This is a genomic window from Vibrio chemaguriensis (assembly GCF_012275705.1).
Taxonomy (GTDB): domain Bacteria; phylum Pseudomonadota; class Gammaproteobacteria; order Enterobacterales; family Vibrionaceae; genus Vibrio; species Vibrio diabolicus.
Map to the genome: position 1 here is coordinate 431,779 of NZ_SHOE01000001.1, position 13,074 is coordinate 444,852.

General features: G+C 45.1%; 8 protein-coding genes. 4 read left to right on the forward strand and 4 right to left on the reverse strand.

Going from position 1 to position 13,074, the window contains the following annotated elements:
• Positions 1-63 precede the first annotated feature (63 nt).
• Positions 64-2,139, reverse strand: a complete 2,076-nt coding sequence (metG, locus tag EX191_RS01990) for a methionine--tRNA ligase (RefSeq protein WP_046874415.1) — start codon at positions 2,137-2,139, stop codon at positions 64-66.
• Positions 2,140-2,301: 162 nt separating this feature from the next.
• On the opposite strand from metG, the gene apbC reads away from it, so the two are divergent.
• The 3 genes from apbC to EX191_RS02005 all read left to right on the forward strand — a co-directional run bounded on the left by apbC (position 2,302) and on the right by EX191_RS02005 (position 6,476).
• The gene (gene apbC / locus EX191_RS01995; RefSeq protein WP_046874416.1) at positions 2,302-3,378 is read left to right on the forward strand and encodes an iron-sulfur cluster carrier protein ApbC; all 1,077 of its coding nucleotides are present in this window, start codon (positions 2,302-2,304) and stop codon (positions 3,376-3,378) included.
• A 180-nt stretch (positions 3,379-3,558) separates the two neighbouring features.
• Positions 3,559-4,200, forward strand: a complete 642-nt coding sequence (gene udk / locus EX191_RS02000) for a uridine kinase (protein ID WP_005396962.1) — start codon at positions 3,559-3,561, stop codon at positions 4,198-4,200.
• A 188-nt stretch (positions 4,201-4,388) separates the two neighbouring features.
• Positions 4,389-6,476: an AsmA family protein gene (locus EX191_RS02005; protein WP_193447039.1), complete on the forward strand. Its 2,088-nt coding sequence runs from the start codon at positions 4,389-4,391 to the stop codon at positions 6,474-6,476.
• 62 nt (positions 6,477-6,538) lie between these two features.
• Here the strand turns inward: EX191_RS02005 and cobO are convergent, their stop codons facing one another.
• Positions 6,539-7,144 (reverse strand): cob(I)yrinic acid a,c-diamide adenosyltransferase, encoded by a 606-nt coding sequence (cobO, locus tag EX191_RS02010; RefSeq protein WP_005396966.1) that lies wholly within the window; start codon positions 7,142-7,144, stop codon positions 6,539-6,541.
• A 117-nt stretch (positions 7,145-7,261) separates the two neighbouring features.
• Between cobO and EX191_RS02015 the strand changes: the two genes are divergently transcribed.
• Positions 7,262-7,711: a low molecular weight protein-tyrosine-phosphatase gene (locus EX191_RS02015; protein ID WP_193447040.1), complete on the forward strand. Its 450-nt coding sequence runs from the start codon at positions 7,262-7,264 to the stop codon at positions 7,709-7,711.
• 61 nt (positions 7,712-7,772) lie between these two features.
• Here the strand turns inward: EX191_RS02015 and EX191_RS02020 are convergent, their stop codons facing one another.
• Together EX191_RS02020 and rne are read right to left on the reverse strand one after the other, a co-directional pair.
• Positions 7,773-9,332 carry a SulP family inorganic anion transporter gene (locus EX191_RS02020; RefSeq protein ID WP_005396973.1) on the reverse strand — a complete coding sequence of 520 codons (1,560 nt, stop codon included), beginning with the start codon at positions 9,330-9,332 and terminating at the stop codon, positions 7,773-7,775.
• Between the two features lie 333 nt (positions 9,333-9,665).
• Positions 9,666-12,740, reverse strand: a complete 3,075-nt coding sequence (rne, locus tag EX191_RS02025) for a ribonuclease E (RefSeq protein ID WP_193447041.1) — start codon at positions 12,738-12,740, stop codon at positions 9,666-9,668.
• Between the last annotated feature and the right edge of the window lie 334 nt (positions 12,741-13,074).

The following is a 13,074-nucleotide window of genomic DNA, read 5'->3' on the forward strand; positions in this document are numbered from 1 at the left end:
ACGGTGAGAGTCCGAAAGCAAAAAGGCTTAACTGATTCAGTTAAGCCTTTTCAATAAAGAGACTTACATTACGCGCATGCCAGGTTGAGCGCCTTCGTGTGGCTCAAGAATCCATAAGTCGCTGCCACCAGGGCCCGCTGCTAGGATCATGCCTTCTGACATACCAAACTTCATCTTACGAGGTTTTAGGTTTGCTACCATTACCGTTAGTTTGCCTTCTAGCTCTTCAGGTTTGTACGCTGACTTGATGCCAGAGAACACTTGACGAGTTTCACCACCGATGTCCAGTTGGAACTTAAGCAGTTTGTTTGCTTTTGGCACTTCTTCACAAGAGATGATACGAGCGATACGCATATCTACTGCTGCAAAAGCGTCGAACTCAATCTCTTCAGCGATTGGCTCTTTGTCTAGCTCAGTTTGGCTAGCCTTGTTCTTTTCCGCTTCTGCTTTCTCTTTCGCCGCCATTTCTGCCGCCGCATCTTCTTTAGATGCTTCGATCATCGCTTCAACATTCTTCGGATCGATACGGTTGAACAGTGCTTTGAACTTAGTGATCTCGTGGCCTGTTAGTGGCGCAGCGATGTTTTCCCAAGTCAGCTCTTGGTTTAGGAATGCTTCAGTACGTGCAGCAAGTGCAGGCATCACTGGTTTCAGGTAAGTCATCAGTACACGGAACAGGTTGATACCGACAGAACAGATGTCTTGTAGCTCCTGATCTTTGCCTTCTTCTTTTGCTACAACCCACGGTGCTTTTTCATCAACGTATTGGTTAGCTTTGTCTGCCAGTGCAGTGATTTCACGGATTGCACGACCAAATTCACGTGTTTCGTAAAGCTCAGCGATACGGTCAGCCGCAGCAACAAATTCGTTGTAAAGTTCAGGCTCTGCAAAGTTGTCAGACAGTTTGCCTTCAAAACGTTTTGCGATGAAACCTGCGTTACGAGATGCCAGGTTAACGATCTTGTTAACAACGTCAGCGTTTACGCGCTGAGTGAAGTCTTCAAGGTTAAGATCTAGATCGTCGATACGGCTGTTTAGCTTCGCAGCGTAGTAGTAACGTAGACACTCAGGGTCTAGGTGCTCTAGGTAAGTGCTTGCTTTTACGAAAGTACCTTTAGACTTAGACATTTTCGCGCCGTTTACGGTTACGTAACCGTGTACGAATACGTTGTTAGGCTTGCGGAAGCCAGAACCTTCTAGCATTGCTGGCCAAAATAGGCTGTGGAAGTAAACGATGTCTTTACCGATGAAGTGGTACAGCTCTGCTGAGCTGTCTTTTTTCCAGTACTCGTCGAAATCTAGGTCGTCGCGCTTGTCACATAGGTTTTTGAAAGAGCCCATGTAGCCGATAGGTGCGTCTAGCCATACGTAGAAGAATTTGTTCTTCTCTCCTGGGATTTCGAAGCCAAAGTATGGCGCATCACGTGAGATATCCCATTGCTGCAAACCAGATTCGAACCATTCTTGCATCTTGTTCGCGGTTTCAGCTTGTAGCGAGCCAGAGCGAGTCCACTCTTTTAGCATGCTTTCAAACTGAGGCAGGTCGAAGAAGAAGTGCTCAGAATCTTTCATTACTGGCGTCGCACCAGAAACCGCAGATTTAGGATTGATCAGTTCTGTTGGGCTGTAAGTCTCGCCACAGTTGTCACAGTTGTCACCGTACTGGTCTTCTGACTTACATTTTGGACACGTACCTTTTACGAAACGGTCCGGTAAGAACATCTCTTTTTCTGGGTCGAACAGCTGAGAGATAGTGCGGCTAGAGATAAAGCCGTTTTTCTTCAGCTCAAGATAAATGTGTGACGCTAGCTCACGGTTCTCATCTGAGTGTGTGCTGTGGTAGTTATCAAAGCTGATATCAAAGCCAGCAAAGTCTTTCTGGTGCTCTTCGCTAACTGCGGCAATCATTTCTTCAGGAGTAATACCCATCTGTTGCGCTTTAAGCATGATTGGCGTGCCGTGAGCATCGTCAGCACAGATGAAGTTTACAGTGTTGCCGCGTAGGCGTTGGTAACGAACCCAAATGTCCGCTTGGATATGCTCAAGCATATGACCAAGGTGGATCGAACCGTTAGCGTACGGAAGGGCACAAGTTACCAGCATTTTCCTTGACGGAAAGTTTCTTGGATCGTTTGCCATACTTAATATTCGCTTTTCTTGATAGGTATAAATAAATTTTGATGGATAATACTACCCCATGAACTCACTAACTCCAAGGTGTCAAACTGCGGAATGCCTTAGTTTTTTTGGGGTTCTGGTTGAGGCAGGACGGTGTTAGCATGACATCTAAAAGGAGGACTTATGCATCAGTTCACTTCAAAACAAGATTTTTGTCACTGGTTTAACCAATTCCAGCATCCACAGTTGGTGGAAAATTGGGCAGATATTCATGGCGCAATTTCGATTACGGCACAAGGTTCTGTTGAGATAACGTTACCATTCGCAAGTAATGAGCTTCAAACCATATTGCATGACTGGATTAAACAGCAACAAACCGCAGATAAAGTGCCTGAATTCCCATTCAATATTCGCCTTGGAGTTAAAGCATTAGAAACTCAAGTGGCCAATCCGGTTAAAGGTGTTAAGAACATCATTGCCGTTAGTTCTGCGAAAGGTGGGGTCGGTAAATCAACGACTGCGGTTAACTTAGCGTTGGCGATTGCTCAATCTGGGGCGAAAGTGGGATTGTTGGATGCGGATATCTATGGCCCGTCTGTACCTATGATGTTGGGGCAAGAAGATGCAAAACCAGAAGTTCGTGATGGCAAGTGGATGGAGCCCATTTTCGCTCACGGCATCTATACTCACTCTATCGGCTATTTAGTGGACAAATCAGAAGCGGCAATATGGCGCGGTCCAATGGCTTCAAAAGCGTTGTCGCAGTTATTAACGGAAACAGACTGGCCCGATTTAGATTATTTGGTGATTGATATGCCGCCAGGTACGGGTGATATACAGTTGACGTTGTCACAACAGATTCCGGTGACAGGTAGTGTGTTAGTCACGACACCGCAAGACTTGGCGCTTGCCGATGCAAGAAAAGGAGCGGCAATGTTTAACAAAGTCCATGTCCCGGTTATCGGTGTTGTGGAAAACATGAGTTATCACATTTGTAGTCAATGTGGCGCGAAAGAGCATATTTTTGGCATGGGTGGTGCAGAAAAAATGTCGCAAGAGTTTGGCTTAGCACTGCTAGGACAAATTCCGCTTCATATCTCTATGCGAGAAGATATTGACGCTGGCGTGCCAACAGTAGCAAGGCGCCCAGAAAGTGAGCATGCAGGGTATTACAAGCAGCTTGCCGATCGCGTATGTAGCACGATGTTTTGGCAAGGCAAAGCAAAACCAGATGCGATTAGCTTTACAATGGTGAACTAAGTTTACTATGCCTATTGGTTGATAATTGCACATTTTAACGTTTGCTCGGAGGTTAATCCTCTGAGCAGGCAGAAACTTATGACTAAACCCTAATTCCAGCTAGTAACTATGGGGTGAACTCCCTATAATCAGGCAGTTTATCTTTTTATGTGACTAGAAATCATCATCGGGTGCAAACTAATGTCTGATAATAATCAATGCGTCATCGTAGGTATTGCTGGCGCTTCTGCTTCTGGAAAAAGTCTGATCGCGAGCACTATTTATAATGAGCTTCGCGCGAAAGTAGGCGATCATCAAATCGGTGTCATCACGGAAGATTGCTACTACAACGACCAAAGCCACCTAAGCATGGAAGAGCGAGTAAAGACGAACTACGATCACCCGAGTGCGTTGGACCACGACCTACTGTGTGAGCACCTTGAAAAATTGGTACGTGGTGAAGCAGTAGAAGTACCTGAGTACAGCTACACTGAACACACAAGAACAAGTAACACGACTACAATGACGCCTAAAAAGGTGATCATTCTAGAAGGCATCCTTCTTCTTACTGACCCTCGTCTTCGTGATTTGATGCACGCGACAGTATTTATGGATACACCGTTAGATATTTGCTTACTTCGTCGTGTTAAGCGTGACGTGGAAGAACGAGGCCGAACTATGGAATCTGTTCTTAAGCAGTATCAACAAACAGTACGTCCGATGTTCATGCAGTTTATCGAACCTTCTAAGCAATATGCGGACATTATTGTTCCTCGCGGTGGTAAAAACCGTATCGCAATCGATGTATTAAAAGCTCACATTGCAAGACTTTTGAAAGCTTAAGCCTTTAGACGGCTATATCGCTTTATTTTTAAGAGAAGAAGTGGCACCTTAAGTGCCACTTCTTTTTTTGTTTTTAAATTAGTCAGTTGCAGGTTAAAACCAGACATTTTTCACGCTTTTGTGGAACTGTCAGCGGTAAATGGAGTCTGCGCTTATAATTGTAAAAACACTCGAGCAAGGAAAAACAAATGAAGAAACTGCTCTTAATTCTAGCAATACCTATTGTGGTCATTTTGGTCGCAATTTTAGCGTTAACCATCTTCGTCAATCCTAACCAGTTTAAGCCCCTTATTGTTGAGCAAGCGCAAAAGCAAACCGGTTTAGAGCTAGTGATTGAAGGAGATATCAGTTGGCAATTTTTCCCATCGATCGGCTTTGAGTTGGGACATACAGAATTGCGAAACCCACAAGGCTTTAGTAAACCCAATTTATTCAAAGTTGATACCGTTGGTGTAGACATCTCTGTCATGCCACTTTTTAGTCAACAGCTTGAAATTGGAAACGTCACGCTTGATGGGGCTGAGTTCTATATCGAAACCAAGAAAGATGGCAGCAAGAATATTGATTCATTGACGAAAGCCCAAACACAACAAGCAGAGCAAGCGAGCGATACTGCGCCTACGCAAAATGGTGAAACGCAGCCTTCTGGCTCTGATTGGAGCATTAATCTTGCTGGTGTTACGGTTTCTAATGGCTCATTAGAAATGCAGGATAAGCAAGCCGGTAGTTACACCAAACTTTATGATATCTCATTAAACCTTTCCGAATTCGCTTTTGACAACTGGACAACGGCTGATTTTGGCGTGAAGGGCGAAATGAATGACCAAAAGTTCACAGCGAAAGGTCAGGCCGACTTTAAGCTAGAAAAAGGTTTGGCAAACTACGCGCTAAAGAACATCAACTTTGATGCGACATACTCTGACCCTGCCAATAAGATTGAATCGGCAACGATCGGTTTAGATACGTTTGAATTCGATAAAGTAAATAACCTGACTTATGCCATGAAAGGCGACGCTGGTGGTATGAAGTTAGATATGCAGGGTGCTGGTCAACTTAGCGTGGACAAGGCTATCAGCAAAGTGCAGTTGGATAAGTTAACTCTTAAATCGACTTTTGAGGGGGATGCTTTACCTCAGTCACCGATGAAAGTCGACATGGTGTCTGATCTGTCTTTCGACCTAACGAAAAACCACCTGAGTTTTGTCCTAGAGAAGTTAACAGCGAATGCTATCGCCTTAGATGGTAAGGCAGATGTGACACTTGGCGATATTCCTAAAGTACGATTTGCTCTCCACAGCCCAAATATCGATCTTGATGAATTCTTAGGATTAGATCAGCAAGATTCCGAAGGTAATAAGCCTGCTTCTGGTGGCGAGAGTGCTCCAGCTGGGTCTGAGGTTGAGCCTGATTTGTCTGCGTTGAAAACGTTAGATGTAAAGGGTGACATTACCATCGACAAATTCAAAGCGGCAAATGCGAAGATGGAAGCGGTAAAAACGAGCTTCACTGTAAATCGTGGCGTATTTGAGCTTACTTCATTTAGTTCGAAGCTGTACCAAGGCACAATCTCAGCGACAGCGAAGTTAGATGCACGCCAATCACCAGCGACTTACAGTGTGAAAAAGTCAATCAAAGGCGTGAAAGTTCAACCGCTACTTATTGATGTCGCTGATAACGACAAGCTTGAAGGGACGGGTAACATTGATGTGAATGTTACCGGTAAGAGTCTCACGCCTACCGGTATCAAGAAGAATCTTTCTGGTACGGTTGTTATCAATTTTGCTGACGGTGCGGTAAATGGCATCAACGTTGCTCAATTGATTCGTGAAAACTACGCGAAATTTAAAGGGCAAAAAGTCGAAGGCACCAATGAAGTTAAGAAAACAGATTTTAGTGCGATGACGGCGACATTGAAGCTCAATAAAGGTGTCGTATCAACGGATAATATGCAAGCTCAGTCTCCATTGCTCCGTGTTCGTGGTAAAGGCACCGCAAACTACATCAATGAAACTGTTAACTTTACTATCAGCACATCAGTCGTAGGTAGCCTAGAAGGCCAAGGCGGCAAAGATATAGATGAGCTGAAAGATATCACGATTCCAATCAATGTGTCTGGTAAGTGGGCGGATCCTAAATTCAAGCTCGTATTCGATGATGTTCTGAAGCAGAAAGCTCAGAAAGAAATCGATCGTGGCGTAGAGAAGCTAACGGACAAGATCAAAGACGAAAAAACCAAAGAAGCAGTCGATGGTTTGATAAAGAATCTATTCAATTAGATTCGAGCCAAAGCAAAAAGGGTTGGCATTAGCCAACCCTTTTTTAATTCTGCTGGTGAGCTTTACCAGTCGACTCCTTTCAGCGCTTTGACGCCTGACTCAAATGCATGCTTTACATTCTTCACTTCAGAAACGGTATCAGCCATTTCAATCAGAGTGCGATGAGCGCCACGACCAGTAATGACAACCGACTGCATTTTAGGGCGGTTGTTCAGCGCTTCAACGACCTCGTCTAAATCAATGTAGCCGTAGCTCACCATGTACGTCAGCTCGTCAAAAAGAACCACATCGATAGATTCATCTTTGAGCATGCGCTTACATTCTTGCCATACGCCTTGCGCTGCTTCGGTATCAGCGGCTTTGTTTTGAGTTTCCCATGTAAAGCCGGTTGCCATTACTTGGAATTCAACGCCGAGTTTCTCAAGTAGGTTGCGCTCACCGTTGTCCCAAGTACCTTTAATAAACTGCGCGACAGCACAATTCAAACCATGACCCACTGCGCGTGCGATCGTACCGAATCCTGATGTCGATTTACCTTTACCATTTCCGGTAATGATCAGTAGCAGACCTTTTTCCTCTTGAGCAGCAGCAATTTTTGCGTCTACCTGTTCTTTGACTTTTTGTTGGCGAGCCTTATGGCGTGCTTCTTTATTTTCTTCGATAGACATAATACTTCCTCAATTCCTTTTCGTGCTGTGCCCAAGCTAATTTGGGTTCATTGATTTATCTCGCTATGATAGACCAACATATCGTGAAGAAAAACCACCGATAATTCAGGGAATAAAATGAAGAAAATACTTGTTGTTTGTATGGGAAACATTTGTCGGTCACCAACTGGAGAGGCAGTGTTAAGAGCGAAAGCTCAAGAGTTGGGTATTGCCGTGGAGGTTGATTCGGCAGGTACAATTGGCTATCACGCAGGAAACCGGCCGGATTCAAGAGCGATGGCAGCAGGAAAGCTGCGAGGTTATTCTTTTAAAGGAATGCAAGCGCGCCAAGTCACCATTGATGACTTTGACAAGTTTGACCTGATATTAGCCTCGGATAAAGCAAATTTGGCCGATTTATTGGATATTTGTCCGTTGAAGTATCGACACAAAGTATCGTTATTTTTAAGTCATTCTGGGTCAGATTACGATGAAGTCCCAGACCCATATTACGGTGGAAAAGATGGCTTTGAACTGGTGCTTGATTTAATCGAAGAGGCATCAGAAGTGATTTTGAAGAAGCTATAATCGCGTGGGCTTGAAGACAATAGAAAAAGGGATGAGCTGAGCTCATCCCTTTTTATTCGTGTTAACCCGCTAGTATGTCGGTTGCGACTTTGTAGCTTGGGTCTTCCTTCACGTTAATTTCAACCAAGCTGCCCGCTTTATCTAAAAGCTTACGGCAATCTGGACTTAGGTGACGAAGGTGTAGTGTTTTACCTTGAGAGTTGTAACGCTCTGCTAGTGTTTCAATCGCTTCAATTGCGGAGTGATCCGTCACGCGAGAGTCTGCAAAATCGACAATCACATCTTTTGGATCTTCAGGCGCGTTAAACAACTCCAAGAAGTTAGCGGCAGAACCAAAGAAAATAGGACCGTGAATCTTGTACTCTTTTGAACCTTCCTCGTTTAAGCACGTGTCGGCATAGATATGCTTAGCGTGTTGCCATGCAAACATTAATGCAGAAACAATAACACCAACCGCTACGGCAACGGCTAGGTCAGTAAGAACAGTAACAACGGTCACAAGAACAATAACGAAGAAGTCTTGCTTCGGTACGCGACGCGCTAGTTTAAATGTTGCCCATTCGAATGTACCAATTACAACCATGAACATCACACCAACCAGAGCAGCGAGTGGGATCATTTCAATTAACGAAGAAGCGAATAAGATAAACATCAATAGAGCGATAGCAGCAACGATACCAGATAGACGACCGCGACCACCTGAGTTTACGTTGATCATCGACTGACCAATCATTGCACAACCACCCATAGCACCAAACACAGAACAAGTCATGTTTGCCATACCTTGACCGATACATTCGCGGTTAGATTGACCACGAGTGTTCGTCATCTCATCTAAAACTGTCAGCGTTAGCAGAGATTCAATTAGACCAATGGCCGCTAGAATGATCGCGTATGGAAGAATGATTTGTAGAGTTTCTAGCGTAAATGGCACCGCCGGAATAGAGAAGGTCGGCAGTGAACCTGCGAGTGTTGCCGCTTCATCACCAGACATTGTACGCAAGAAGTCAACAACAGTGCGAGTTTCCAGATCCAAACCAACCACTAAAGCAGTCACCGTTACGATTGCAACAAGTGAAGAGGGTACAGCCGTTGTGATTTTTGGTAGAAAGTGAATGATTGCCATAGTTAGCGCAACCAAACCAAGCATTAGTAGCATTTGGTCTTGTGGTAGCCAAGTAAGCATGCCGTTGATATCTGGCGCTTTAAACTGACCCAACTGAGCTAGGAAGATAACAATAGCCAGACCGTTCACAAAACCAATCATCACAGGGTGAGGCACGATACGGATGAACTTACCCAATTTAAACATACCAGCGGCAATTTGAAGTATACCAGCGAGCATGATGGCTGCGAATAGGTACTGGACACCGTGAGTCGCGACAAGCGAAACCATTACGACTGCCATGGCACCTGTTGCACCAGAGATCATGCCGGGACGACCACCGAAAATGGAAGTAATAAGACCAACGATGAATGCAGCGTAAAGACCGACCATCGGATCTACGCCTGCGACGAACGCAAATGCGACAGCTTCAGGAACCAATGCTAGCGCAACGGTTAAGCCTGATAGCACATCATTTTTTACGGAGTGCTTAGAAAATTGGGGAAATTCGAACATGTTTGTTTTTAAGTTCTCTTTGCAATGAGTTAAACCCGACACATATTCGTATTTGCACAAGCCACTGAGTGGTTGATTTCTAATCAAACATTGCAGTGTAAACCGTAGTATTAAAAGAGCAGCATCAGAATGGTGTCGAAAACTTGAGTCGGCGCATGCTACCGAAAAGTGTGATTAAGTTCAAGAATGATACGAATAATGGCGTACAAATGTGATCACGAATTGGTATTTATATGAACAATTTATTGGGCAAATATGAAGATAAAAAAAGGCTACCATCTGGTAGCCTTTAATTTATTTATGCCGTTAAGCAGTTGAACGTAATGATTTAGCCTAGTTAAAGTTAGGCTTTGTCATCTCTGCCGATGCGCGGTTTTTAGCCACTTGGCTACCCGCACCTTTAGCTTGGTAACGTTCGGTTTTGAACGGTGCTGCTGCAACCGTGATTTCGCGTAGCTCTTGAGGGCCAGGTGCTTTCGTCATCGGTGCGCTAGCGTTTAGCTTAGCCGCAACTTTAATGGCTTCGACTTTAGGCTCTGGTTTAGCTACTGGCGCTTCGGCTGCAATCTCTTTTGCTGCTTCAACCACAGGCTCTTCAGCAGGTGCCGTTTCTACAATGGCATCAACCGGTTCAGTCGCAGGAGTTTCAACGATAGGCTCTACCGAAGCTGTTTCTACTACTGCCGATTCAGTTTTTTCTGCGATTACTGCTTCCACAACAGGTGCTTCTACTACTGGAGCTTCCACTTTCGCTTCAACTGTTTCTTGAATCTTTGATTCAACAACTGGCGCTTCTGTTACAACAGGTTGCTCGCGGCGAATAATCACTTTACCCATAGCCATCTCTGGACAAGCAAAACCACCTTGCATTGTAGGTACTGCTGCTACTGTTTCTTCCTTAACTTGCTCTTCTTTCTTAGGTGCTGGTTTCGGAATGTAGCGTGGCATTACTTTACCCATAGCCATCTCAGGAGAAGCTACACCACCTTTACGCAGGCGGAACGGGTTAGGACGGCGATCGCGACCACGGCGACGGCGCTGGCCGCTTGCACGCAGGTGACGTGGCGAACGACGGTTACGACGTTGCTTAGACTCTGCTTGCTTGTTGTCTTGTTGTGCTTCTACCGCTGCTTCTGTTGGCTTCTCAACTTTGGTTTCAACCGTTTCTTGAGTCTTAACCGCCGTTTCTTCTGCTTTCTTCTCAACCGCTTCTTGGTCTTTAACGCGTACAGACTTGTTCAGTTTGCGACGTTGGCGACGCTCCTTCACTTTTTCTGCTTTCGCGTTTTGTTGCTTTGGTTTGCTCTCTTCTGGTTTTGTTTCAGTTCGAGCTTCCGCCGCTAGCTGCAGGCCTTTTTCCGCTACTTTTGCATTTGCTTTTTGCTCTTGGGCTTTGTCTGCTTGTTGAGCTTTAGGCTTACGCTTTTGGTTGCGGTTTTGCTGTTTATTGGTTTGTTGTTGAGCTTCGTTTTGTTCATTCGCTTGCTCATCACGAGGCTTACGACGACGTCGGTTATCACGGTTATCACGATTGTCGCGGTTCTCACGATTATCGCGTTGGTTGTTATTGCGACGACGATCATTGCGATCACGTTTGTTGCGTCGATTATCGCGATTTGGCTTTTTCTCTTCCTGAGGTTTCGGTTCTTCTTTTACTTCTTCAGAACCGCCGAATAGGAAACTACCAAGTGCTTTAAACAAACGGCTGAACAGTCCAGGTTTTTCTTCTTGTTCAACTTTCTGTTCTTTCTTCTTCGCCTCAGGGGCAGGTTTAGCTGCTGGTGCAGGTGCCGTTTGAGAAGGAGCCGCAAAGCCTTTAAGAACAGGTTCTTCGATTCGTTTAGGTTTTACGTCAACTTCCGCTGGCTCTTTACCTTCCGCTTCTTTCATTGCTTCCAGTTTTTTAGGAAGTAGGTAAGAAATCAGATCGAACTCTTCACCTTCACGAACACGGATAACTTCGAAGTGCGGCGTTTCCATGTCAGAGTTTGGAACAACCGTAATCTTCACTTCTTGAATGCGTTCGATATGGTTAACTGAACGACGTTTTTCGTTCAACAAGTAAGAAGCGATTGGCACAGGTACAACTGCGAGAACTTGCGCTGTATTGTCTTTCAGTGCTTCCTCTTCGATTAAACGAAGTACAGAAAGTGCTAGAGATTCGTTGTCGCGAACGACTCCAGTACCGCTACAGCGAGGACAGATGTGGTGGCTTGCTTCTGCTAGAGAAGGGCTTAAACGTTGACGTGACATCTCCAACAAACCAAAGCGAGAAATACGACCGATTTGTACACGAGCGCGATCAAGACGAACGGCTTCACGTAGACGGTTTTCTACTTCTCGTTGGTGGCGAACAGGTGTCATATCGATAAAGTCGATAACCACTAAGCCACCCAAGTCACGTAGACGTAACTGGCGAGCAATTTCGTCGGCTGCTTCTAGGTTCGTGTTTAGGGCTGTTTCTTCAATATCGCCGCCCTTGGTTGCACGAGCAGAGTTGATATCGATAGACGTTAGTGCTTCGGTTGGGTCAATAACAATAGAACCACCAGATGGCAGACGCACTTCACGTTGGAAAGCTGATTCAATTTGGCTTTCGATTTGGTAGTGGCTGAATAGTGGAACTTCGCCTTCATATTTCTTAACGCGGTTAAGGAAATCAGGGCGCACCAATTGAATGTGCTCTTTTGCACGTTCGTAGATGGTGTTGCTGTCAATTAAGATTTCGCCAATATCACGACGCAAATAGTCACGGATTGCACGAACGATAACGTTACTTTCTTGGTGGATTAAGAATGGAGCAGGGTTCGAGTCCGCTGCACCTTTGATTGCACCCCAGTGGTTAAGTAGTACATTCAAATCCCACTCAAGTTCTTCAGCACTCTTGCCAACGCCAGCAGTACGTACGATTAGGCCCATGCCCTGAGGCAGTTCCAAAGTACTTAATGCGGCTTTTAGTTGAGTACGCTCGTCACCTTCGATTCGACGAGAAATACCGCCAGCACGAGGGTTGTTAGGCATCAGAACAAGGTAACTACCAGCAAGAGAAATGAAAGTAGTAAGAGCTGCGCCCTTGCTTCCACGTTCTTCTTTTTCCACTTGAACGATAACTTCTTGGCCTTCCGTTAGCACTTCTTTAATGCTTGGACGACCTTGGTAGGTGTAACCTTCAGGGAAATATTCGCGGGCAATTTCTTTGAGAGGGAGGAAACCGTGACGCTCGGCGCCGTAATCAACAAATGCGGCTTCTAAGCTTGGTTCGATACGTGTGATACGTCCTTTGTAGATATTCGCTTTTTTAGATTCATGACCTGGACTCTCGATATCAAGATCGAAAAGTCGCTGGCCATCAACCAGAGCGACACGCAACTCTTCTTTTTGAGTTGCGTTAATTAACATTCTTTTCATTGAAAATTCTCGTTGTCTTTTCTTTTATATCTTTCTTGTCGACTTGCCACTGTTTTTTCGCTCTTTCACGGTGCCTGATCCCATGGCTTGTATTTTGCAGCCTCCCGGCTGGAAGGGGATGCTCTCGGGCACTTCAGTCATCACAAGCCTCTTGTGGTTTCTGTTGGAAACGTAGACTTGTGACCCGCTATTTGGGCGGTAGGTACTCAACGTGAATATGCGAGGAGTAGGGTGGCAAGAGTGTTGAATTCGATGTGTCTCACGCCAATGCTGCACTCGACCTTCAACGATCTACTCACATTGCTTGAGGATAAATGATTGGTAATGAATAAAA

What these genes read in the sequence shown, in the direction of transcription:
- metG (WP_046874415.1), bottom strand. Translation starts at nt 2,139, where the DNA reads ATGGCAAACGATCCAAGAAACTTTCCGTCAAGGAAAATGCTGGTAACT.
- apbC (WP_046874416.1), top strand. Translation starts at nt 2,302, where the DNA reads ATGCATCAGTTCACTTCAAAACAAGATTTTTGTCACTGGTTTAACCAA.
- udk (WP_005396962.1), top strand. Translation starts at nt 3,559, where the DNA reads ATGTCTGATAATAATCAATGCGTCATCGTAGGTATTGCTGGCGCTTCT.
- EX191_RS02005 (WP_193447039.1), top strand. Translation starts at nt 4,389, where the DNA reads ATGAAGAAACTGCTCTTAATTCTAGCAATACCTATTGTGGTCATTTTG.
- cobO (WP_005396966.1), bottom strand. Translation starts at nt 7,144, where the DNA reads ATGTCTATCGAAGAAAATAAAGAAGCACGCCATAAGGCTCGCCAACAA.
- EX191_RS02015 (WP_193447040.1), top strand. Translation starts at nt 7,262, where the DNA reads ATGAAGAAAATACTTGTTGTTTGTATGGGAAACATTTGTCGGTCACCA.
- EX191_RS02020 (WP_005396973.1), bottom strand. Translation starts at nt 9,332, where the DNA reads ATGTTCGAATTTCCCCAATTTTCTAAGCACTCCGTAAAAAATGATGTG.
- rne (WP_193447041.1), bottom strand. Translation starts at nt 12,740, where the DNA reads ATGAAAAGAATGTTAATTAACGCAACTCAAAAAGAAGAGTTGCGTGTC.